This is a genomic window from Streptomyces sp. PL-25 (assembly GCF_058344915.1).
In genome coordinates this window covers 6816833-6839307 of the sequence record NZ_CP136997.1, presented here as the reverse complement: position 1 = coordinate 6839307, position 22475 = coordinate 6816833, and the positions used below count along the sequence as shown (strand labels likewise).

Annotated in this window: 1 protein-coding gene and 1 pseudogene; both read right to left on the bottom strand. The window is 75.7% G+C overall.

Annotated elements, in window-relative coordinates; genetic code table 11:
* Positions 1 to 5: 5 nt before the first annotated feature.
* Entirely contained in the window at positions 6 to 10451 is a 10446-nt protein-coding gene (locus tag R4Z62_RS30210; protein WP_491521454.1) for a type I polyketide synthase, read from the bottom strand.
* A gap of 76 nt (positions 10452 to 10527) precedes the next feature.
* Positions 10528 to 22473 (bottom strand): annotated as a pseudogene (locus R4Z62_RS30205) (SDR family NAD(P)-dependent oxidoreductase).
* Positions 22474 to 22475: the final 2 nt, after the last annotated feature.

Sequence of the window (22475 nt, the reverse complement as noted above, 5' to 3'; positions counted from 1 at the left end):
GTCGGTCAGTCACGTTCGCCGCCCAGGGCCATCCGGACGAGTTCGTCGACGGCCATGCCCTCGATGTCGTCGTCGGCGGCGGGAGCCGGTGCCTCCGGCCGGCCGGCGAGGTCCAGGAGCGCGTCGAGGAGGCCGGCCCGGCGCAGTGCGGCGGGTGGGATCGCGGCGAGCAGGGAGCTGATCTCGTGGTCCTCGCGGTCCGTCCCGGCCGCCGCCCCGGCGGCCTTCCCGGTGGCGGCGAGGCCGCCCGGCCCGTCGGGTACCAGGCGCCCGGCGAGGTAGGCGGCGACGGCGGCCGGGGTGGGGTGGTCGAAGACCAGGGTCGCGGGCAGCCTGCGACCGGTGGCGGCGCCGAGCCGGTTGCGGAGTTCGACGGAGGTGAGCGAGTCGAAGCCCAGATCCTTGAACGGCTGGTCCGGGTCGATGGTCCCGGCCGCGCCGTGACCGAGGATGTCGGCGCTCCGGCTCCGTACCAGGTCGAGCAGGGCGGCGACGCGTTCCTCCGGGGTGAGGCCGGTCAGTCGGCGGCGCAGCGAGTCCGCTCCGGCGGCGTCCGCCCCGGAGGCGGGGCGGCGTACGGTGCCGGGGACCAGGGCGGAGAGCAGGGCCGGTACGGGTGCGGTCCGGGCCGCCGTCCGGAGCCGGCCGAGGTCGATCTTGACCGGCACGAGCAGGGGTTCGTCCAGGGTGAGGGCCGCGTCGAACAGCGCCAGACCTTCTTCGCTGCCGATGGCCGCGGTGCCTGACCGGGACATGCGCCGCAGGTCGGCGGCGGTGAGCGTCCCGGTCATGGTGCTGCGGCGTGCCCACAGGCCCCAGGCGAGTGACTGGGCGGGCAGTCCCAGGGCCCGGCGGTGCTGGGCGAGCGCGTCGAGGAAGGCGTTGGCGGCCGCGTAGTTGCCCTGGCCGGCGTTGCCCACCGTGGCGGACGCGGAGGAGAACAGGACGAAGGCCGACAGCGGCAGATCACGGGTGAGGGCGTGCAGGTGGAGAGCCCCGTCGACCTTGGGCCGCAGTACGTGGCTCATCCGTGCGGGGGTGAGCGACTCGACCGTCCCGTCGTCCAGGACGCCGGCCGCGTGGACGACCGCGCTCAGCGGACGGTCCGCGGGGATGCCGGCGAGCAGGCCGGCGAGCGCGTCCCGGTCGGCGACGTCACATGCCGCCACGTCCACCCGGACGCCGAGCCCGCGCAGTTCGGCGGCGAGGCCGGCCAGACCCGGGGCGTCCGCGCCGCGCCTGCCGACGAGCAGCAGGTTCCGTACGCCGTGCGTGGTCACGAGGTGCTGTGCCACCAGAGCGCCGAGCGCGCCGCCGGCCCCGGTGACGAGGACGGTTCCCCCGGGCGCGGCGACACCGGACGGCGGGTCCGGGTCCGGGTCCGGGTCCGGGCCCGTGCCCGAGACCGCGAGCGCGTTCGTGCCCGGCTTCGGGTCCGTGGTGACGGTGGCCCTGGTGAGACGGGCGGCGAGGAGTTGTCCGTCGCGTATCGCCAGTTGGGGTTCCGTTCCGGCCAGTGCCCGGGGCAGCAGGCCGGTCACGGCGGCCGGGTCGTCGGTGTCGATCAGCAGGAAGCGGTCCGGGTGCTCGGACTGGGCGGAGCGGACGAGACCGCGGACCGCGGCGCCGGTGAGATCGGTGACCTCCTCACCGGCTGCCGTGGAGACCGCCCCCCGGGTGACGAGCACGAGCCGGGTGCCGTCGTCCCACCGCGGGTCGGCCAGCCAGTCCTGGACGAGCCGCAGGGCGTCCTCCAGCGCGGTGTGCACGGATGCGGCGTCGAGCGGGCCCGGCAGGTGCGGGGTGTGGTCGCACCAGGCCAGCACCGCGGCGGGCGGCGGCGCTCCCCCGTCCAGCGCGGCACCGAGCGCGGCCAGGTCCGGATGGCTGTCCGGGAAGAGCTGCCGGCCGCCGAGGACGGCCCAGCGGCCGGGGGGACCGGCGGGTGCGGTGGCGGGCGCCGCCGACCACCGCACCCGGTAGAGGGATTCCGGGCCGCCCGCCGGGCGGAGGGCGTCGAGGTCGATCGGGCGGACGGCGAGCGCCTCGACCGACGCGACCGGGAGGCCGTTCCGGTCGGTCGCGTCGACCGACACCGAGCCGTCCGGCCGGAAACCGAGCCGTACCCTGAGCGCGGTGGCCCCGAAGGCGTGCAGCCTGACTCCGTTCCAGGAGAACGGCAGTCCGGCGGACGGCCGTTCCTGATCCGGTCCGGTCTCCGGCTGAGCACGCAGGAACAGTCCGTGGAGGGCGCCGTCCAGGAGGGCGGGGTGCACGCCGAAGGCGGCGGCGGACCGGTGCTGGTCCTCGGGCAGGTGTACCTCGGTGAAGATCTCGTCACCTCGGCGCCAGGCACGGGTGAGCCCGCGGAAGGCGGTCCCGTAGCCGTAGCCGGAGGCGTGGAACCGCTCGTACAGGTCGTCGACGGGGACCGGGACGGCGCCGGGCGGCGGCCAGGAGCCGGCGTCGTCCGGCGCGGGTGCGGGCGACGGCTCGCGGGTCGTGGCGCCGGCGGTGAGTACGCCGGTGGCGTGCGCGGTCCACTGCGGGGTCGTCGCGTCCTCACGGCAGGAGAACAGGTCCAGGGAGCGGCTGCCGTGCGCGTCCGCGGCACCGATCCGTACTTGCAGGCGGACGGCGGCGTCGGCGGGTATCAACAGCGGTGCCTGGAGCGTCAGTTCCTCCACCGTGTGGCATCCGGCCTCGTCCGCGGCGCGTACGGCGAGTTCCGCGAAGGCCGCACCGGGCAGCAGGACCGTACCGGCCACGGCGTGGTCGGCGAGCCAGGGGTGGGTACGCAGCGACACCCGGCCGCTGAGCAGCAGTTCACCCGTGTCGGCCAGCTCGACGGCCGCTCCGAGGACGGGGTGATCGGCCGGATCGAGCCCGGCCGCGCCCACATCGGCCGCCGTGGCGGGCGCCGGCTCGGGCCAGTAGCGGCTGCGCTGGAAGGCGTACGTCGGCAACTCCACCCGCCGCGCCCCCGGGAACGCCCCCGACCAGTCCACCCCCAAACCCCGCTCCCACGCACGGCCCACCGCACGCAACACCTGCTCCAGGCCGCCCTCCCCGCGCCGCAACGTCCCCAGCACCGCCGCGTCCGCACCAGCCGCCTCCGCCGACTCCCCCACCGCCACACCCAGCACCGGATGCGGACTGGCCTCGACGAAGAACCGGAAACCCTCCCCCAACAGCGACTCCGTCGCCCTCCCGAACTCCACCGTCTCCCGCAGATTCCGGAACCAGTACCCGGCGTCCAAAGACCCCGTGTCCAGCCAGCCACCCGTCACCGTCGAGAAGAACGGCACCACACCCGAAACAGGAGCAACCCCTGCCAGATCGGCAAGCAACCGCTCCCGGATCTCCTCCACATGCGAGGAATGCGACGCGTAATCCACCTCGATCAACCGCGCACGCACACCCTCCCCGACCAACCCCTCCACCAACGCCGAGACCGCGTCCGCGTCACCCGAAACCACCGTCGAGGACGGGCCGTTGACCGCCGCCACCGACAACCGGCTCGCCCACGGGGCGATACGCTCCCGCACCACATCCACCGGCAACGGCACCGACGCCATACCGCCACGGCCCGCCAACGCCCCCACCGCACGAGAACGCAGAGCCACCACCCGCGCCCCGTCCTCCAGACTCAGCCCACCCGCCACACACGCAGCCGCAATCTCCCCCTGCGAGTGGCCCACCACCGCATCAGGAACCACACCGAACGAACCCCACACCTCCGCCAACGACACCATCACCGCCCACAACACCGGCTGCACCACATCAACCCGCGCCAGCAGCCGCTCCGAACCCAGCGCCTCCCCCAACGACCAATCCACATAAGGCGCCAGAGCCCGCCCGCACTCCGCCATCCGCCCCGCGAACACCCCCGACTCACCCAACAGCCCCGCAGCCATCCCCACCCACTGCGAACCCTGACCCGGAAACACCAACACCGAACGACCGTCGACCGGGCGACCGCCGTCCCACGCTTCCGAGTCCTCGTCGGCCATCTGTCCCAGCAGGGCGTGGAGTTGGTCCCGGTCTCCGATCAGTGCCTTCCGGTACTCGAAGGCGGTGCGTGCGTGCAGGGCCGCCCCGATGTCGCGCGGGTCGGGTGCGGGGCCGCCGTCCAGGTGGCGGCGTAGGCGGTCGGCCTGGGCGCGCAGTGCCCGCGGGCTCTTCGCCGACAGGAGCCAGGGCACCGCCGGCAGGGGGGTGCGCTCAGCCGTCGGGGCGTCGTCTTCGAGGGGGGTGTGTTCGAGGATGGTGTGGACGTTGGTGCCGCTCAGGCCGAAGGAGGACACTCCGGCCCGGAAGGCGCGACCGTGGGACGGCCAGGGCCGCTGCTCGGTCGCGAGGGCCAGCGCTCCGCGTGTCCAGTCGACGTGACCGGAGGGCCTGCCGACGTGCAGGGTGCGGGGCACCTGCGCGTGCCGCATGGACAGCACCGTCTTGATGACCCCTGCCACCCCCGAAGCCGCTTGGGCGTGGCCGAGGTTGGACTTGAGGGAGCCGACCAGCAGGGGCCGGTCGGCGGGCCGGTCCTGGCCGTACGTGGCCAGCAGTGCCTGGGCCTCGATGGGATCGCCGAGGGTGGTGCCGGTGCCGTGCGCCTCCACCACGTCCACCTCGGAGGGGGTCAGCCCCGCGTCCGCCAACGCCGCACGGATCACCCGCTGCTGCGACGGCCCGTTGGGGGCGGAGAGGCCGTTGCTCGCGCCGTCCTGGTTGACGGCCGAGCCGCGTACCACCGCCAGTACCGGATGTCCGTTGCGGCGGGCGTCCGACAGCCGCTCCAGCAGCAGGACGCCGACCCCTTCGCCCATGCCCATGCCGTCCGCGTCGTCCGAGAACGCCTTGCAGCGGCCGTCCTCGGCGAGTCCCCGCTGCCGGGAGAAGCTGATGAGGGCGCCGGGGGTCGCCATCACGGCGACGCCGCCGACCAGCGCGAGGGAGCAGTCGCCGCCGCGCAGCGCCCGGCCGGCGAGGTGCAGGGCGACGAGTGAGGAGGAGCAGGCCGTGTCGATGGTCACCGCGGGGCCTTCGAGGCCCAGGGTGTAGGCGACCCGGCCGGACACGACGCTGGGTGCGCTGCCGGTGAGCAGGTGGCCGTCCCCCTCCTCCGACCGGGCGACGACGGCCGCGTAGTCGGCGTAGTTGACGCCGGTGAACACTCCGGTGCGGCTGCCGCGCAGGGTGACCGGGTCGATGGCCGCGCGCTCGATCGCCTCCCAGGTGGTCTCCAGGAGCAGCCGCTGCTGCGGGTCCATGGCCAGGGCCTCGCGCGGCGAGATGCCGAAGAACTCCGCGTCGAAGTCGGCCGCGTCGTGGAGGAAGCCGCCCCGCCGGGTCGTCGAGGTGCCGGGGTGGTCGGGGTCGGGGTCGTAGAGGGCTTCGATGTCCCAGCCCCGGTCGGTGGGGAGGTCCGAGACGGCGTCGCCGCCGTCGGCGAGCAGGCGCCACAGGTCTTCGGGGGTGCCGATGCCGCCGGGGAAGCGGCAGGCCATGGACACGATCGCGATCGGCTCGTCGTCGGGCCCGGGTGGATGCGCGGCGGCGTCCTGGCCGGAGCGGTCCGGGTCGAGGGGGCGCTGCTCGGTGGTCTGCCGGCCGAACAGTGCGGTGCGGATCTCTTTGGCGAGCGCGGTGGAGGACGGGTGGTCGAAGATCAGGGTGGAGGGCAGCCGCAGTCCGGTGGCGGTGTTGAGCCGGTTGCGGAGTTCGACCGCGGTGAGGGAGGCGAAGCCCATGTCCTGGAAGGCCCTGCCGGGCCGGATCGCGTCCACCGTGGCATGGCCGAGGACGGCTGCGGCGTGGGTGCGGACCAGGTCGAGCAGCAGGCGGTGCTGTTCGGACTCGCCGAGGGCGGCGAGCCGCCCGCGCAGCAGTGCGGCGGCGGGTGCCTCCGGGTCTCCGGTCGCGGACTCCAGAGCGCGGCGGGCTTCGGGGATCCCGGTGAGCAGCGGGCTGGGGCGGGTGGAGGTGAAGACGGCGGCGAACCGCTCCCAGTCGACGTCGGCGACGGCGAGTTGGGTCTCGTCGTCGTCCAGTGCCTGGCGCAGGGCGTGGACGGCGAGGTCGGGGGCGATCCGGGGCAGACCGTGCTGCTCCAGTTTGAACAGGTCGGCGTCCTCTCCGGCGGTGCGGTCCTGCCAGGGGTTCTCGGCCTGCCAGATGCCCCAGTCGATGGTGGTGGCGCTGAGGCCGCGGGCCCGGCGGTGCTGGGCCAGGGCGCCGAGGTAGGCGTTGGCCGCGGCGTAGGCACCGTGGTCGCCGCTGCCCCAGACCCCGGCGATCGAGGAGAACAGGACGAAGGCGTCGAGTTCGCGGTCGAGCAGGGCGTCGAGGTGTTCGGCTCCGGCGGCCTTGGCGGCGACGATCTGCTCGAACGCGGACATCGGTGTGCCGTCCAGGGGGGCGAGCGCGACGAAGGCGGCCGCGTGGACGACCGCGGTGACCGGGTCGCCCGCCGTCTCCAGGCCGGTGAGCAGCGCCGCTACGGCCTGACGGTCCGCCAGATCGCAGACGGGCAGGGTCAGTCGTACGCCGAGGGCGGCCAGTTCCGCGGTGAGTTCGGCGGCGCCGGGCGCTTGGGGGCCGCGGCGGCCGGGCAGGACGAGGTGGGTGGCGCCGCCGCGGGCCAGCCAGCGGGCGAGGTGCGGGCCGACGGCTCCGGTGCCGCCGGTCAGCAGGACGGTGCCGCGGGGCTTCCAGTGCCGTACAGGGCTGTCGCTCCGGGGGGCGCGCCGGAGGCGGCGGGCCAGAATGCCGGTGGGGCGCAGGGCGAGCTGGTCCTCGCGGCCGGCGCCGTCCGTGCCGGGCCCGGAGGCCGTCAGTACGGCGGCGAGCCGGGCCCTGGCGCGGGCGTCGAGGTCCGGCGGCAGGTCGATGAGTCCACCCCAGCGGGCGGACAGCTCCAGCGCGGCCACCAGTCCGGTGCCCCAGACCAGTGCCTGACGGGGGTGGGTGACCGGGTCGTCCGGGCCCGTGGACACGGCCCCGTCGGTGGCGCACCACAGCGGTGCCGTGAGGGCGAGGTCGCCCAGGGCCTGCACCAGGGCGACGGTGAGTGCCGTCCCGGTGGGCAGGGCCGGGTGGTCGGGGTGGGGCCGGTCGGCGGCGGCCAGCAGCGACAGCACTCCCGTCGGGACGAGGTCGCCGAGCGCGGTGGTGAGCGTGTCCGCGAGGTCCGTGCGGCGGACGGCGTCGGAGGTGAGTTCCGCCGTGACGACGGTGGCGCCCGCTTCGGCGAGGGCGAGCAGCGGACCGCGCACCCGTGTCTCGTCGTGTCCGGCGGGCAGGACGACGAGCCAGGTGCCGGCGGCGGGGACGGCGGCCAGCGGGTCGGGCAGGGGCTGCCAGCCGATGCGGTAGCGCCAGGAGTCGATGACGCTCTCGTCGCGCCGCTGTGCGCGCCAGTCGCGCAGGGCCGGCAGCAGGGGGGTGAGGGCGTCCTCGTCGACGGCGAGGCGGGCGGCGATCTCGGCCGGGGCGTCGTGGTCGACCATGTGCCAGAAGGCCGTGTCGTGCGGGTCGGCGGCGGCCGGTCCGGTGCCGGGCGCCGCCTCCGGCTCCAGCCAGTAGCGCCGTAGCTGGAAGGGGTAGGCGGGCAGGGCGGTCGGGCGGGCGCCGGTGCCGGCGTACACCGCGGACCAGTCGACGGCCGCGCCCGCCACCCACAGTTCGGCGGCCGAGCGCAGGGCCCGGCGCGGTCCGCCGTCGTCGCGGCGCAGGGTGCCGACGACCACGGGCGGCTCCGCGGCGCCGGCGGCCTCGGCGGTGTCCTGGAGGGCCATGGTCAGCACCGGGTGCGGCGACACCTCGACGAAGACCTCGTGGCCCTGCCCGATCAGGGAGCGTACGGCCGCGTCGAAGCGGACGGTCCCGCGGAGGTTGCGGTACCAGTAGTCGGCGTCCATGGCCGTGGTGTCGAGCCGGTCGCCGGTGACGGTGGAGAACAGCGGTGTCCGGGCCGGGAGCGGGCGTATCCCGGCCAGCGCTGTCAGCACCTCGGACCTGATCCGTTCGACCTGGGCCGAGTGCGAGGCGTAGTCCACGGGCACGGACCGGGCCCGTACGCCCCGCGCCGCGCACTGGGCGAGCAGTTCGGCCAGGGCCCGGGTCTCCCCCGAGACCACCACGGCGGCGGGCCCGTTGACGGCGGCCACCGACAGCTTCTCGGCCCAGGGGGCGATCTCGGCGCGTACCTCGTCCTCGGGCAGGGACACCGCGACCATGCCGCCGAGTCCGGCCAGCGCCCGGATGGCCCGGCTGCGCAGGGCGACGACCTTCGCGCCGTCGTCCAGACTCAGCGCTCCCGCCACCACGGCGGCGGCGATCTCTCCCTGGCTGTGCCCGACCACGGCGTCGGGCCGGACGCCCCAGGACTCCCAGTGCGCGGCCAGGGACACCATCACCGCCCACAGCACCGGCTGCACCACGTCCACCCGTTCCAGGGAGGGTGCCCCGGGCGCGCCCTCCAGCACGGCGGGGAGCCGCCAGTCGACATGGGCGGAGAGGGCGGCGTCGCAGGCGGCGAGGCTGTTCCGGAAGGCGGGACTGGCGGCGAGCAGGTCCCGTGCCATTCCGGCCCACTGGGAGCCCTGGCCGGGGAACACCAGGGCCGTCCGGCCCTCGACGACCCGGCCGGTGCCCGTGACGACGTCAGCGGGCGTGGCCGGGGCGGAAGCCGGGTCCGGGGCGGGAGCCGAGTCCGAGCCGGGAGCCGGGACGGGAGCCGGGGCGGTGGGGAGGAGGCCCGTGCCGCCCGGTCCGGACAGGGCGGCGAGCCCGTTCAGCAGTGCCTGGTGCCCGTCGCCGATCACCACGGCCCGGTGTTCGAAGGCGGACCGGGTGGTCGCCAGCGAGAACCCGATGTCGGCCGGCCGTGCGGGCGCGTCCGCGGCGAGCCGGGCGCGCAGCCGGGCCGCTTGGTCCCCGAGCGCGGACGCGGTGCGGCCGGACAGCACCCAGGCCGACACGGCCTCGGGCGCGTCCGCGGGATCCGCCGACGGCCCGGCCGCGGGCACCGCACCGGTCCCCGCGCTCGGCCCGGCCGCGGTGTCCGGCCCGTCGGCCGGTTCCGGCTCCGGTGCCTGTTCGAGGACGACGTGCGCGTTGGTGCCGCTCATGCCGAACGAGGACACCCCCGCCCGGCGCGGCCGGTCGACGGCGGGCCAGTCGCGGGCCTCGGTGAGGAGCCGGACGGCGCCCGAGGACCAGTCGGCGTGCGGAGTGGGCGAGTCCACGTGCAGGGTGCGCGGCAGGGCACCGTGCCGCAGCGCGAGGACCGTCTTGATGACCCCGGCGACTCCGGCGGCGGCCTGGGTGTGCCCGATGTTCGACTTCAGCGACCCCAGCCACAACGGCCGGTCGGCGGGCCGGTCCTGACCGTACGTGGCCAGCAGCGCGTCGGCCTCGATGGGGTCGCCGAGGACGGTGCCGGTGCCGTGCGCCTCCACCGCGTCCACCTCGGACGCGGTCACGCCCGCGTCGGCGAGCGCCGCCTGGATCACGCGTTGCTGGGAGGGGCCGTTGGGAGCGGTCAGGCCGTTGCTGGCACCGTCCTGGTTGATCGCCGAGCCGCGCAGCACGGCCAGCACCGGGTGGCCGTTGCGACGCGCCTCCGACAGCCGCTCCAGCAGCAGCATCCCCACGCCCTCGCCCCAGCCGGTGCCGTCCGCGGCCGCCGCGAACGGCTTGCAGCGGCCGTCGGGAGACATCGCGCCCTGTCGGCTGAACTCGACGAACACCGCGGGCAGCGCCATCACGCTGACACCACCGGCGAGCGCGAGCGAGCACTCACCGGCCCGCAGGGCCCGCGCCGCGAGGTGCAGCGCCACCAGCGAGGCCGAACAGGCGGTGTCCACGGTGACGGCGGGGCCTTCGAGACCGAGCGCGTAGGACACCCGCCCGGACACCACGCTCATCGAGTTCCCCGTCATCAGGAACCCCTGGACGGCTTCGGCGGCTCCGGAGCCCAGCGTCGCGTACCCCTGGTCGATGGCCGCGGCGTACACCCCGGTGCGGCTGCCCCGCAGGGTGAGCGGGTCGATGCCGGCCTGCTCGACGGCCTCCCACGCGGTCATCAGCAGGAGCCGCTGCTGCGGGTCCATCGCGACCGCCTCGCGCGGCGAGATGCCGAAGAACTCCGGGTCGAAGTCCGCCGCGCCGTCCAGGAACGCCCCCTGTCCCGGAACCGTGCCGCCGGACGGCCAGACGGTCTCCCAGCCCCGGTCGCCGGGGACACCCGCTACGGTGTCGCGGCCTTCGGCGAGCAGTTCCCACAGGTCTTCCGGGGTGCGGACACCGCCGGGGAAGCGGCAGGCCATGGACACGATCGCGATGGGCTCGCTCGTGCGGGCCTCGGCCTCCCGCAGCCGCTGCCGGGTGTTCCGCAGATCGATGGTCACCCGGTTGAGGTAGTCACGCATCCTCTGGTCGCTCACTGGACACCGCTGCTTTCGTCTCGGGCTGCTCGGGTCTCGTCTCGGGATACGCGGGATACGCGGATCGGTGCCCTGGTCACGCGGACCCCAACTGCCGGTCGATGTAGTCGAACACCTCGTCGTCGCTGGCCGCCTCGATCAGCTCGGGGGCCAGGTCGTCCGCGTCGTCCACGCCGTCCGCGCCGTCCGTGGGGCGGACGGCGGTGTCCGGTGTCCCGCCGGGCAGCGAGCGGGCCAGCACCTCCCGTATCCGGGCGGCGAGTTCGTCGCTGACGCCGCCCGGCGGCAGGGCGTCGAGCAGGGTCTCCAGGGTGTCGAGCCCGGCCCGGACCGCCGCGTCGCCCGTCGGGCGGGCGGCGCTGGCCCGCTCGGCGAGGTGGCGCGCCAGCGCCTCAGGGGTGGGATGGTCGAAGACGAGCGCGGCCGGCAGCCGCAGCCCGGTCGACGAGGCCAGCCGGTTGCGCAGTTCGACCCCGGTGAGGGAGTCGAAGCCGACGTCCTTGAACGGGCGGGCCGGGCGGATCAGGTCGGGCGAACTGTGGCCGAGCACCGCCGCCGCGGTGCCGCGCACCAGGTCGAGCAGGGTCCGGTGCAGCTCGGCCTCGGGCAGCTCGGCGAGCTGCCGCGCCATCGAGCGGGCCGGTTCCGCGGCGGGGGCGGCGCCGGTGCGGGCGGGGCGGACCAGGCCGCGGAGCACGGCGGGCAGCCGGTCGTCCGCCCTCAGCACGGACGGGGCGATCCTGGCCGCGAGCCGGTAGGGGTACGGGGAGTCCAGCGCCGCGTCGAACAGGGCGAGGCCCTCCGCCGAGGTCAGCGCCCCCGCCCCCGCGCCCCGGCCCGCGGGGACCGCGGCGGTCATCTCGCTGCGCTCCTCCCACAGGCCCCAGCCGATGGACAGGCCGGGCAGCCCCTCGGCCCGGCGTTCGGCGGCGAGGGCGTCGAGGACCGCGTTGGCGGCGGCGTAGTTCGCCTGTCCGGCCGCGCCGAACTGGGCGGCGCCCGAGGAGAAGAGGACCAGCGCCGCGAGGTCGAGGTCCCGGGTGAGTTCGTGCAGGGCCAGCGCCGCGTCCGCCTTGGGCCGCAGGACGCGGTCGAGCCGGTCCGGGGTCAGCCCGGCGATCGTGGCGTCGTCCAGGACACCGGCCGCGTGGACGACGGCGGTGAGCGGGTGCGCGGCGGGCACCGACCCGAGCAGGGCGGCGAGCGCGACGCGGTCGGCGACGTCGCAGGCGGCGACGGTCACCGACGCCCCGAGCCCGGTCAGTTCCCGCACCAGCTCCGGCATTCCGTCGGCGGAGCCGCCCCGGCGGCCGGCCAGCAGCAGGTGCCGGGCGCCGTGCGCGACGACCAGGTGCCGGGCCAGGAGCCGGCCCAGGGTGCCGGTGCCCCCGGTGACCAGGACGGTCCCCTCGGGGTCCGGCGGAGCGGGCAGCAGCAGGACGTTCTTGCCGACGCCCCGGGCCTGGCCGAGCGAGCGCAGGGCGGCCGGGGCCTGCCGGACGTCCCAGCCGGTGACGGGCAGGGGACGCAGCGCTCCCTGCCCGAACAGGCGCAGGACGTCGGCGAGCATCTCGCCGATGCGCTCCGGACCGGCCTCCATCAGGTCGAACGCCCGGTAGCGCACCCCGGGGTGCTGCCGGGCGACCGTCCCGGGGTCGCGGACGTCGGTCTTGCCCAGCTCCACGAACCGGCCGCCGTTCGGCAGCAGCCGCAGACCGGCGTCGACGAACTCCCTTGCCAGGCTGTCGAGTACGACGTCCACGCCCCGCCCGCCGGTGGCCGTCAGGAACTTCTCGGCGAAGTCGGTGGTCCGGGTCGAGGCGATGTGCGCGTCGTCCAGTCCGCCGGCCCGCAGGACGTCCCACTTGGCGGGGGAGGCCGTCGCGAACACCCGCGCGCCGGCCTGCCGGGCAAGCTGCACCGCCGCCATGCCGACACCGCCGGCTCCGGCGTGGACCAGGACCGATTCCCCGCGCCGCAGTCCCCCGAGATCGAACAGGCCGTAGTAGGCGGTGAGGAACACCACCGGCACGGATGCGGCGCGGGCGAAGGACCAGCCCGCCGGTATCCGGGCGACGGTACGGCGGTCGGCGACGGCGGTCGGGCCGAACGCGCCTCCGAAGATCCCCATCACCCGGTCCCCGGGCGCCAGGTCGTCCACCCCCGGGCCCACCTCGACGACGGTCCCGGCGCCCTCGCTGCCCAGGCCCTGCTGCTCGGGGTCGGGGTCCAGGCCGAGCGCGGCGATGACGTCGTGGAAGTTCAGCCCGGCGGCGCGCACCGCGATCCGTACCTCGCCCTTGCCCAGCGGGGCGAGAACCTCGGGAGCGGGCTCCGCCGTGATGTCCTCCGGAGAGCCCCGGCCGTCGGTGGTGAGCCGCCAGGCGGCACCGTCCGGCAGGGACAGCGTGCCGTCCGCCCGTCCGCCGCGGACCAGCCGCGGCAGCAGCGGCGGGCCGGTCCGCAGCGCCAGCTCGGGCTCCCTGGCGGCGAGCGCCGCGGGCAGGGTGTCCGCCGGCTCGCCGGTCCCGGCCGCGTCGATGAGGACGAAGCGCCCGGGGTGCTCGGCCCGCGCGCTGCGCACCAGGCCCCACAGGGCGGCCTGGGCGGGATCGACGGGACGGTCGACCGGTCCGGTACGGACCGCGTCCCTGGTGAGCACGGCCAGCCTGGCCGCGGCGAACCGCTCGTCGGCCAGCCACTGCTGTACGAGGGCGAGGCCCTGGTGCGCGGTGGCGCGGACCCGGTCGGCGGAGTCGGGCAGGTCGGCGGTGGCGACGGCCGCCACGATCACCTCGGGAAGGGCGTCGCCCGCCCCGAGGGCGGCTCCCAGGGCGTCGAGGTCCTGCCATGACACCGCGCCGGGGACGGTACCGCCGAGGGCGCCCCAGGTGGGCGCGGCGCTGTCGGCCGGCTCGGTGACCGGGGTCCAGTCGAGGCGGTACAGCAGGTCGGCGTGGGCGGTCGCGGAGAGCGGCCCGCCCTCGGCCGGGGGCCGCAGCAGCAGGGACTCCACGGCGAGCACCCGCCGGCCGGACAGGTCGTGGGCGTGCAGGGTCACGGCGTCCGGCGCGTCGGCGGCGAGCCGTACGCGCAGCGTGGTGGCCCCGGTGATCCCGCTGGTGACACCGTTCCAGCTGAAGGGCAACCGGGCCCGGCCGTCCTGGTCGGGCAGCAGCGCGGCGCTCTGGAGGGCCGCGTCCAGCAGCGCGGGGTGCAGCACGCATCCGGCGGCGTCGGCGTGCTGCCGCTCCGGCAGCACCACCTCGGCGAACACCTCGCCGCCCCGGAGCCACGCGGCACGGATGCCCCGGAAGGCGGGTCCGTAGTGGTGGCCGGCCCCGGCGAAGCGCTCGTAGAGGTCGCCGGTGTCCACGGGTTCGGCACCGGACGGCGGCCAGCTCAGCAGACCGGGCGCGGCCCCGGCCGGGTCCCCGGCGGGCCGGGGTGCCAGGGTGCCGGTGGCGTGCTCGGTCCAGGGCGCGTCGGCGTCCCGTGCCGTACGGGCGAACACGCTGAGCCTCCGCCGACCGTCGCCGTCGGGCGCGGCGACCCGGAGCTGGAGGTGGACGGCGCCCTCGTCCGGGAGTACGAGCGCCGCTCCGAGGGTGAGCTCCTCGACCACCGGGCAGTCCGCCTCGGCCCCGGCGCGCAGCGCGAGTTCGAGGAAGGCCGTGCCGGGGAGGAGGACGGCGCCCGACACCGCGTGGTCGGCGAGCCAGGGGTGGGTACGCAGCGAGATCCGGCCGCTGAGCAGCAGCTCATCGGAGTCCGCGATCCGCGTCGCCGCACCGAGCAGCGGGTGCCCGGTGGTGGCGAGCCCCGCCGAGGCGACGTCCCAGCTCGTGGTCGGAACGTCGAGCCAGTAGCGGCTGCGCTGGAAGGCGTACGTCGGCAACTCCACCCGCCGCGCCCCCGGGAACACCCCCGACCAGTCCACCCCCAAACCCCGCTCCCACGCACGGCCCACCGCACGCAACACCTGAGCCGGACCACCTTCTCCGCGCCGCAACGTCCCCAGCACCGCCGCGTCCGCACCAGCCGCCTCCGCCGACTCCCCCACCGCCACACCCAGCACGGGGTGCGGGCTGGCCTCGACGAAGAACCGGAAACCCTCCCCCAACAGCGACTCCGTCGCCCGCCCGAACTCCACCGTCTCCCGCAGATTCCGGAACCAGTACCCGGCATCCAAAGACCCCGTGTCCAGCCAGCCACCCGTCACCGTCGAGAAGAACGGCACCACACCTGAAACAGGAGCAACCCCTGCCAGATCGGCAAGCAACCGCTCCCGGATCTCCTCCACATGCGAGGAGTGCGACGCGTAATCCACCTCGATCAACCGCGCCCGAACACCCTCCCCGAGCAGCCCCTCCACCAACGCCGAGACCGCGTCCGCGTCGCCCGACACCACCGTCGAAGAAGGCCCGTTGACCGCCGCCACCGACAACCGGCCACCCCACTTCTCCAGACGCCCACGCACCTCCCCCACCGGCAACGGCACCGACGCCATGCCCCCACGGCCCGCCAACGCCCCCACCGCACGAGAACGCAGAGCCACCACCCGCGCCCCGTCCTCCAAGCTCAGCCCACCCGCCACACAAGCGGCCGCGATCTCCCCCTGGCTGTGGCCCACCACCGCGTCCGGAACCACACCGAACGAACCCCACACCTCCGCCAACGACACCATCACCGCCCACAACACCGGCTGCACCACATCGACCCGCGCCAGCAGCCGCTCCGACCCCAGCGCCTCCCCCAACGACCAGTCGACGTAAGGCTCCAGAGCCCGCCCGCACTCCACCATCCGCCCCGCGAACACCCCCGACTCACCCAACAGCCCCGCAGCCATCCCCACCCACTGCGAACCCTGACCCGGAAACACCAACACCGAACGACCGGAGACCAACCCGCCACCGGACGCGGCAGCACCCTGTGACAGCGCGGTCAGGTGCTCGGCGAGGTTCTTCTCCGTGCCCACCAGCACCGCGCGGTGTCCCAGCGCGCTGCGGCCCGTGGCCAGGGAGAAGGCCACGTCCGCCGCGCGGACGCCCGATCCGTCTCCGAGCCGGGCCGACAGCGCCGCGGCCCTGGGCGCGCAGGGCCTCCGGAGTGCGCGCCGAGAGGAGCAGGGGGACGGCGGCGGGTACGGTCTGCGGTGTCCCGGGTTCGCCGACGGGCCGTTCTGCGGCGGCTGTCGGGGCGTCCGGGGCCTGTTCGAGGATGACGTGGGCGTTGGTGCCGCTGACGCCGAAGGCGGACACACCCGCCCGGCGCGGACGACCCGTGTCGTCCCAGGCGCGGGCCTCCGTCAGCAGCCGGCCGGCCCCCGCCGACCAGTCCACCTCCGGCGTCGGACCGTCCACATGCAGCGTCTTCGGCATCACCCCGTGCCGCATCGCCAGCACCGACTTGATGACACCGCCCACGCCCGCCGCGGCCTGGGTATGGCCGATGTTGGACTTCAGCGAGCCGATCCACACCGGACGGTCACCGGGCCGGTCCTGGCCGTACGTCGCCAGCAACGCCCGCGCCTCGATCGGATCACCCAGCCTGGTCCCCGTACCGTGCGCCTCCACCACATCCACATCCGACGCCGTCAGCCCCGCGTCCGCCAACGCCGCGCGGATCACCCGCCCCTGCGACGGACCACTGGGCGCCGTCAGGCCGTTGCTCGCACCGTCCTGGTTCGTCGCCGAACCACGGACGACGGCCAGCACCGGATGCCCGTGACGCCGGGCGTCCGACAACCGCTCGACCAACAGCATTCCCACGCCCTCCCCGAAGGCGGTGCCGTCGGCCGCCGCGGCGAAGGACTTGCAGCGGCCGTCCGGGGCCAGACCGCCCTGTCGGCTGAACTCCACGAACAGTTCGGGGCTGCACATCACGTTGACGCCGCCGGCCAGGGCCAGCGAGCATTCGCCGGATCGCAGCGCCCGTACCGCGAGGTGCAGGGCCACCAGCGAGGACGAGCACGCCGTGTCCACGGTGACCGCGGGGCCTTCCAGGCCGAAGAAGTAGGCCAGGCGTCCGGAGACGATGCTTCCCGAGTTGCCGGTGCCGAGGAATCCTTCGACGTCCTCGGGAATGTAGGGCAGCAGCCGGGCGGCGTAGTCCTGCTGCATCAGGCCGACGTACGTGCCGACCGGGGCGCCGCGCAGGGTGGACGGGTCGATGGCCGCGCGCTCGAAGAGTTCCCAGGTGGTCTCCAGGAGCAGCCGCTGCTGCGGGTCCATGGCCAGGGCCTCGCGCGGCGAGATGCCGAAGAACTCCGCGTCGAAGTCGGCCGCGTCGTGGAGGAAGCCGCCCTCACGGGTGATGGAGGTGCCGACGCGGTCGGGATCGGGGTCGTAGAGCGTGTCCAGGCTCCAGCCCCGGTCGGTGGGGAACCCGGAGATGCCGTCGCGGCCCTCGGCCAGCATCCGCCACAGCTCCTCGGGGGAGCGGACACCGCCGGGGAGGCGGCAGGCCGCGGAGACGATCGCGATCCGGTCGTCGTCCGCGTCCCCGTCCCGGCCGGCCGGCCTCGCGGGTACGGACGCGGGTGCGGAGGGGGTGGCGGCCGTTTCCGTGTCCGTGAGCCCGGCGCCCAGGAAGTCCGCGAGCGCCGCCGGGGTCGGGTGGTCGAACACCAGGCCGGTGGGCAGCCGCAGGCCGGTGGCGGTGTTCAGGCGGTTGCGCAGTTCCACCGAGGCCAGCGAGTCGAATCCCAGCTCGCGGAAGGCCCGTCCGGGGTCGAGGGTGTCCGGGGAGGTGTGGCCGAGGACGGCTGCCGCGTGGGTGCGGACGAGTTCGAGGAGCAGCCGGGTCCGTCCGCCGGCGTCGAGGGCGGCGAGGCGCCGGCGCAGTGCGTTGTCGTCGGCCTCCGCGGCCGTGGCCGCCCGGCGCGGCGGTGTCCGCACCAGGCCGCGCAGCAGCGGCGGCAGGGTGCCGTCCGCGGCGGCGGACCGCAGGGCCGCGGTGTCGAGGCGCATCGGGACCAGGGTGGCCCGGTCCACGGTGAGGGCGGTGTCGAAGAGCGCGAGTCCCCGCTCGGTGGAGAGCGGCGGCATCCCGGACCGGGCGAGGCGTCGTACGTCGTCCTCGGCCAGGCGTCCGGTGAGGGCGCTGGGCTGTTCCCACAGGGTCCAGGCCAGGGACTGGCCGGCCAGGCCCGCCGCCCGGCGCTGGACGGCGAGGGCGTCGAGGAAGGCGTTGGCGGCGGCGTAGTTGGCCTGTCCGGGGCCGCCGAAGGTGCCCGCGGCCGAGGAGAAGAGCACGAAGTGCGTGAGGTCGAGGTCGCGGGTCAGGTCGTGCAGGTGGAGGGCGGCATCGACCTTCGGGCGCAGTACGGCGTCCACGCGTTCGGGGGTGAGTGCGGTGACGACGCCGTCGTCGAGGGTGCCCGCGGTGTGGACCACGGCGGTCAGCGGGTGCGCGGACGGCAGGTCCGCGAGTACGGCGGCCAGGGCGGCCCGGTCGGCCGCGTCGCAAGCGACGACGGCGGTCTCGGCCCCCAGTGCGGCGAGTTCGGCCCGCAGTTCCCCGGCTCCGGCAGCGGCCGGGCCGCCGCGGGAGAGCAGCAGCAGGTGCCGGACGCCGTGTCCGGTGACCAGGCGGCGGGCGACGTGGGAGCCGAGCAGGCCGGTGCCGCCGGTGACGAGGACCGTGCCGTCCGGGTCGAAGGCCCGGAGGGGTCCGGCCGTCTGGTCCGGCTCGTCCGGCTCGTGCGCCTTGTCTGCGGGGGGCGGGTCGTCCCTGAGGACCCGGACCAGCCGGGGTACGCGGACGTCGCCGCCGCGGACCGCGGACTCCGGTTCCCCCGAGGCGAGGGCCGCGGCGACGCCCGTGGAGGTGCCGTGCTCGTCGTCGGCGTCGAGGTCGAGCAGGGCGAAGCGCCCGGGGTGTTCGGACCGGGCCGAGCGGACCAGCCCCCAGAGCGCGCTGTGCGCGGGGTTGCGTACGTCCTCCCCCTCCCCGGCGCTGACCGCGCCCCGGGTGGCGAACACCAGGCGCGAGCCGGCGAAGCGGTCGTCGGCGAGCCAGGTCCGGACGTCGGCGAGGGCCTGGTGGACGGCCGCGTGGACCGCAGCGGCCGGTCCGGCCGCCGACGCGGGCTCCGCGCGGGTGAGCAGGACCGTGTCGGGCACCGGGGCTCCGGCGTCGACGGCGGCCAGCAGCGTGGCCAGGTCCGCGGCGCGGTGGACGGGCGCGCCGCTGCCGCGCGGGGGTGCGGTGATCCACTCCGTCGTGTGCAGGTCCCGGTGGCGGCGGCCCCGAGGAGCGCGGTCGGCGCCGAGGGCGAGGGTGCCGGCGGGCCGCAGGACCAGCGCGTCCACGGTCGCCACGGGGGCACCGGTCGCGTCGGCGACGGCGAGCGTCACCGCGTCGGGTCCGGCCGGGGCGAGCCGGACGCGGATCGCGCCGGCGCCGGTGGCATGCAGGGTCACGCCGTTCCAGGAGAACGGCAGCCGCCCCTCGGGGTGGGCGTCCGCACCGGGAGAGCCGGGCACGCCGGTGGCGTGCAGGGCCGCGTCCAGCAGGGCCGGGTGCAGGCCGAAGCGGGCGGTGTCGGGGGCGGGTACGACGGCCTCCGCGAACAGCTCGTCGCCGCGCCGCCAGGCCGCGTGCAGGCCCTGGAAGGCGGGGCCGTAGGAGAATCCGGCCGCCGCGAAGCGGTCGTACAGTCCGTCGAGGGCGAGGGGTTCGGCGCCGGGCGGCGGCCAGGGCGTCGGCCCGTCGGCCTCGGCGTCCTCCGCGCCGCCCGGGGCCAGGACGCCTTCGGCGTGCCTGGTCCACTCGTCGTCGGGGTCGCCGTCGGCGGGTGTGTCCGGCCGGGAGTGCAGGCTGAGCGGGCGGTGCCCCGCAGGGTCGGGGGCGCCCACGGTGAGGCGCAGCACGGTGCCGCCGTGCTCGGGCAGCACCAGGGGGGCTTCGAGGGTGAACTCCTCGACGCGGGGGCAGCCGACGCAGGCCCCGGCCTGGAGCGCGAGTTCCAGGAAGGCGGTGCCCGGGAGCAGTACCCGGCCGCCGACGGCGTGGTCGGCGAGCCACGGGTGGGTGCGGGCCGACAGGCGGCCGGTGAGGAGCAGGCCGTCGCTGTCGGCGAGGACCACGACGGCGCCCAGCAGAGGATGGTCCGCGGGGGCCAGTCCGGCGGCGGTGACGTCGGCGGCGGGCGCGGCGCCGTCCTCCAGCCAGTACCGGGCGCGCTGGAAGGCGTAGGTGGGCAGTTCCACCCGGCCGGGGCGGCGGCCGGCGAAGACGGTGTCCCAGTCCGGGGACACTCCGCGCAGGAAGAGTTCGGCCAGGGACTCGGTGAACCGGCGCGGGCCGCCGTCGTCGCGACGCAGGGTGCCCACGGCGGTGGCGTCGGCGCCCGCGTCCTCGACGGTCTCCAGCATCCCGACGGTGAGGACCGGGTGCGGGCTGCTCTCCAGCAGGACCTGGTAGCCGTCGGCGAGCAGGGCGCGGGTGGCCTGTTCGAAGCGGACGGTCCGGCGCAGGTTCCGGTACCAGTAGTCGGCGTCCAGGACGGAGGTGTCCTCCAGCAGGGCGCCGCTGACCGTGGAGTAGAACGGGACTTCGGACGGGCGCGGGCTCACTCCGTCCAGCTGGGCGAGCAGTTCCGTCCGGATGTCCTCGACGTGGGCGCAGTGCGAGGCGTAGTCGACGGGGATGCGCCGGCTGCGGATGCCCAGGGCCGCCGTCCGGTCGAGGAACGCGTCGAGCGCGTCGGTGTCGCCGGAGACGACGGTGGAGGCGGGGCCGTTGACGGCGGCGACGGAGAGCCGGCCGTCCCAGGGGGCGAGGTGTCCGGCGACCTGCTCGGCGGGCAGGGCCACCGAGGCCATGCCGCCGCGGCCGGACAGGGCGCGGATCGCCCGGCTGCGCAGGGCGACGATGCGTGCGGCGTCCTCCAGGGAGAGGGCGCCGGCGACGCACGCCGCGGCGATCTCGCCCTGCGAGTGGCCGATGACGGCGCCGGGGGTGATGCCGTGGGAGCGCCACAGTGCGGCCAGGGAGACCATGACGGCCCACAGCACCGGCTGCACCACGTCGACGCGTTCGGCCGGCGGGGTGCCCGGGGCGCCGCGCAGCACGGCGTCCAGGGACCAGTCGACGAAGGGGGCCAGGGCGCGCTCGCAGTCCGCGACGCGGGCGGCGAAGGCCGGGGGCGGAGTCGAGGAGTTCGACGGCCATGCCGGGCCACTGGGACCCCTGTCCGGGGAACACCAGGGCGACCTGGCCGCCGGTTCCGGCGGTGCCGCGGACCAGGCCGGGGGCGGTGCGGCCGGCGGCCAGGGCGTCGAGGCCGGCCCGGAACTCGTCCGGGTGGGCGCCGATCAGGACCGCCCGGTGCTCGTGCGCGGCGCGGGTCGTCGCGAGGGCGTGGCCGACCTCGGCCGGGCCGGGCCCGGGGTGGGCGCCGAGGTGGTCGCGGAGCCGTGCGGCCTGGGCGCGCAGCGCTTCGGCGGTGCGTCCGGAGAGCACCCAGGGGAGGACGGGTGGCGGTGTGCCGTCCGGGTCCGGGGTGTGCCGGGCCGCGTCCCGGTCGGCGGGGGCGTCGGCGTCCTCGGGATCGGCCTGGGCTGCCTGGGCTGCCTGGGCTGCCGAAGCGGCCGGTTCCCCCTGCCCGGCGGGGGCTGCCGGGTCCCCGGGTTCGTCCGCCTGTTCCAGGACGACATGTCCGTTGGTGCCGCTGACGCCGAAGGAGGAGACCGCTGCCCGGCGCGGCCGTCCGGTCTCGGGCCAGGGGGTGTTCGCGGTGACCAGGCGTACCGCGCCCGCGGTCCAGTCGATCTGCGGGGACGGGTCCTGGGCGTGCAGGGTGGGCGGGACGGTGCCGTGCCGCAGGGCGAGGACGGTCTTGATGACGCCGCCGACACCGGCCGCCGCCTGGGTGTGCCCGATGTTGGACTTCAGCGAGCCGAGCAGCAGCGGCTGACCGTCCGCACGGTCCTGCCCGTAGGTGGCCAGCAGGGCCTGGGCCTCGATGGGGTCGCCCAGCGGGGTGCCGGTGCCGTGCGCCTCGACCACGTCCACGTCGGCGGGGGTGAGTCCGGCGTTGGCCAGGGCGTGTCGGATGACGCGCTGCTGGGCGGGGCCGTTGGGGGCGGTGAGCCTGCTGCTGGCGCCGTCCTGGTTGACGGCGGTGCCGCGGATCAGCGCCAGGACCGGGTGGCCGTCGCGCCGGGCGTCGGAGAGACGCTCCAGCAGGAGCATGCCGACGCCCTCGCCCCAGCCGGTGCCGTCGGCGGCGGCGGCGAAGGACTTGCAGCGGCCGTCCCCGGGCCAGGCCGCCCTGGCGGCTCATCTCCACGAACGGGACGGGTGTCGACATGACCATCGCGCCCCCGGCCAGGGCCAGGGTGCAGTCGCCGGCCCGCAGGGCCTGGGCGGCGAGGTGGATGGCGACCAGCGAGGAGGAGCAGGCGGTGTCGATGCTGACCGCCGGGCCCTGCAGTCCGAAGGTGTAGGCGACGCGGCCCGAGGCGACGCTGTCGGAGCTGCCGCTGCCGACGTAGCCGGCCACGTCGTCGGGGACCTGGCGCAGCCGTACCGCGTAGTCCTGGTACATCACTCCGGCGAAGACACCGGTCCTGCTGCCCCGCAGGGTCGTGGGGTCGATGCCGGCCCGTTCGAACGCCTCCCAGGTGGTTTCCAGCAGGAGCCGCTGCTGCGGGTCCATCGCGAGCGCCTCGCGCGGGGAGATTCCGAAGAACCCGGGGTCGAAGTGCCCGACGTCGTCGAGGAAGCCGCCCAGGGCGGTGTGGCTGGTGCCCTCGCGCAGTTGTTCCGGGTCGTCCAGGTGGTCGAGGTCCCAGCCGCGGTCGCGGGGGAAGCCGGTGATGGCGTCGGTGCCGTCGGTGACCAGGCGCCACAGGTCCTCGGGGGACCGTACGCCGCCGGGGTAGCGGCAGCTCATCGCGACGACCGCGATGGGTTCGCGGCGCGCCTCCTCCGCCTCGGTCAGGCGCCGGCGGGTGCGGTGCAGGTCCGCCGTCACGCGCTTGAGGTAGTCCCTCAGCCTGTCGTCGTTCACCA